At 43.7% G+C, this 2811-nt stretch carries 2 protein-coding genes and 1 pseudogene; all 3 read left to right on the forward strand.

Translation table 11 applies throughout. From position 1 onward, the window contains the following. Window positions 1-579: 579 nt before the first annotated feature. Window positions 580-1143: a tyrosine-type DNA invertase IpbA gene (gene ipbA, locus A7090_RS13810; RefSeq protein WP_105274459.1), complete on the forward strand. Its 564-nt coding sequence runs from the start codon at window positions 580-582 to the stop codon at window positions 1141-1143. Between the two features lie 58 nt (window positions 1144-1201). Continuing rightward, window positions 1202-1996 (forward strand): LuxR family transcriptional regulator HyxR, encoded by a 795-nt coding sequence (gene hyxR, locus A7090_RS13815; RefSeq protein ID WP_105274460.1) that lies wholly within the window; start codon window positions 1202-1204, stop codon window positions 1994-1996. Between the two features lie 153 nt (window positions 1997-2149). Continuing rightward, window positions 2150-2743, forward strand: a pseudogene (gene hyxA, locus A7090_RS13820) (protein HyxA); the annotation flags it as partial. Window positions 2744-2811: the final 68 nt, after the last annotated feature.

The following is a 2811-nucleotide window of genomic DNA, read 5'->3' on the forward strand; positions in this document are numbered from 1 at the left end:
CATTAACACACCTTCAAATAAATAGACAAAAATAAATAATTTTAAACCCACAAAAAACAAATAATTATTCAAGAGAACATCTTTAATTTATTGGCAACGTCCCTGGACGATATTTTACCTACAGCTAAAAAACAAAGAAGATCTTATGATGATATATATTTACAAATTATCATTATTAATTTTAGGGAATTTCTATTTTCTGCCACACATTTTCCAAAGATTGCAAAATGCATTAAAATCAATAACATATGCAAACAAAGATGATTTTACAAAAAAAATAACACCAAATACCCCAAGACTACTGTTCATCAGTAAAATATTAGACACAATACATTTTTAACCCCATCCTGTGGTTCAGGCTTTAGTATTTATTGTTTCACATTATTGTAGATAAAAACACTCATTAAAAATGACTTGTAGAAAAGCTGCACAATAAATAGTTCATATTTAATCTATTGCATAGAACCACTATTCAAAAAATCTTATTAATGAGATAATGAGATTACATCGATAACGTTCTGATTGCAGGCACACTTATCCGGGTGTGCCTCTCTTTTTTACAACTGTACACGGTGGCGTATGACGAGAAAATATCTCACACAGGATGAAGTCTATAGGCTGATGGATGCAGCCCAGAGCATGTCCTTTCCTGAAAGAAATCGCTGTCTAATTATGATGGCTTTCATTCACGGTTTTAGGGCCAGTGAACTTCTTGATTTACGGTTATCTGATATTGATGCTTCAGGAAAACAACTTAATATCCGGCGTATTAAAAATGGCTTCTCGACAACACATCCAATTCTTCCTGATGAATATAATTTGCTCAAGTTGTGGCTTAAGCAGAGGAAATTAATTGAAAACGGCGCTGAAGGCGACTGGCTTTTTCTCTCCCGGAAACGCAGCCCCATCAGCAGACAGCATTTTTTTTCGATTATTCGTGAGGCCGGAAGACGTGCAGGATTAGCTGTACAAGCACATCCTCATATGTTGCGTCATGCCTGTGGTTTTGCTCTGGCTGACAATGGTGTCGATACCCGACTACTTCAGGATTATCTGGGTCATCGAAATATTCAGCATACTGTCAGATACACAGCCAGCAATGCAGCCCGATTTAAGGGAGTGTGGAAAAAAAAACCTCGTTAAAACAGTACATTCTGAATCAAAATGTCATGTTTAGTAGTAATGGCGTGGACGAGTCTGAATGAAGAAGCCTCTGGTTATTATCAGTGCCTGTCAGTTCACCAGACTGGCACTGGAGTCTCTCATCCCAGCGGACAGGTATATCGTGCGAGTGTACAGCAACGTCACCGCAGAGGTTGAATTCGTTTTAAAGACCTCCTGTGGCTACCTGTTGGCTGATATCCCTTCGCTTCCTTCGGGAGAGTTAGTTCTTCTGGCTTGTCTTGTCCGCTTGCGGAGTAATGACGGGCAATGGCAGGTCTGCCTGACCGGTGACCCCGACTGGTTCGATAATGCTCCTGCTGCAAGTCTGTATAACGGCTTCCCAAATATCGGCACCATGCTGACAGCGAGTCGTTATCAAAATCAAATTATCCGTTGGTTACTACGTCCTTTGCCCGGCGATATGAGTGATTTCTGGCTCCTGACTGCACGGGAGTTGGGCGTGCTTAAGATTCTGATGCAAGGCGTGAGTTTCAGTGAGATTGCCCGTTATGAGCAACGCAGTTCAAAGACGCTGCATGCGATTGCCACACGGGCATTAATGAAACTTGGACTGGGAACACTGAGCGATTTCAAGCTGCTCTATACGGGATGCGGTGACAGCAGAGTGAAACGGAATATACGGCTACATGCAAAATATATCGGACAACATTCCGCTCATCAGCTCACTCAGTATGTGCAGAACATGGTGTCCGGAATTTTTTATCCAGAGAAGGTTGCCGTTGCTGAATCAATAAATTCTGACGCTATATCCGGAAAAGTGCTTTCCGGACAAAGAAAACACATATCTAAAAAAAGACCTGGATTGTTATGACACAGCAGCGTTGTTATTGCCAGCCACTGCGGCGCGTACGGACTCGCTACAGTGTAGGGGCCAAAATATTTCTACTGCTCTGGGCTGCAGGATTGGGAGGCACGCTGTACAGCCTGTACAACGTGCTGGTGTACTGACATCTGTGAGGGAAAGATGCGTTTTGTTCTTTTCTGTCCCTCAGGAATCGTACCAGCGCAGTTCACAGCTCTCTCAACAGGTTCTGTCGGCAATGTTACCTGCATCAGAACAGAAGAGGAGTTATGCAAAAAATTGCGGCACGGGCCACAAAGTGTCGTGATATCGGCAGGGCGACCTGCCGAATGCGCTGAGATGTGGTTCCGATTTTATCGGGATCACTCATTCGTGGTGGTGTTGTGCGCCGCGCCCTTTTTTCTGCCACCGGATGTGAGTATTTCTGGCGTTCTCAAAAACCTGAGGTTACTGAAACCTGGAATGTCAGTGGAGAGTACAGTCAGTATTGCAAATGCCTCTGGTAGATTTTCAGGGCTGAAACAAGCAGAGAATTTGCCCGTTATGAGCAGTTACTCTGTCTTTATTAAAGAGGTGAATAACCGCACAAAGACAATCGTTATGTCAGAACGCTTCCCGGAAAAGCAAAAGAAGGTGTTGTCGTTGCTTCTTGCCGGGCACAGTTGGGAATACAGTGCGCAGCTTCTCAAAACGGGGATAAGACAGATATGGCTTGCCGAGCAGTCGCTAAAAAAGCGTTGGGGAATACCGGACAGCAGTAAGCGTGAACCGCCCCGGGAATCCTGGAGACTAAACTCCCTGAGAAAGAGGTAAACAGGATGACT

Source organism: Escherichia sp. MOD1-EC7003 (assembly GCF_002965065.1).
GTDB lineage: Bacteria > Pseudomonadota > Gammaproteobacteria > Enterobacterales > Enterobacteriaceae > Escherichia.

Excerpts from the sequence above, each read along its gene's own strand:
- ipbA (WP_105274459.1), top strand. The coding sequence starts at position 580 with ATGACGAGAAAATATCTCACACAGGATGAAGTCTATAGGCTGATGGAT.
- hyxR (WP_105274460.1), top strand. The coding sequence starts at position 1,202 with ATGAAGAAGCCTCTGGTTATTATCAGTGCCTGTCAGTTCACCAGACTG.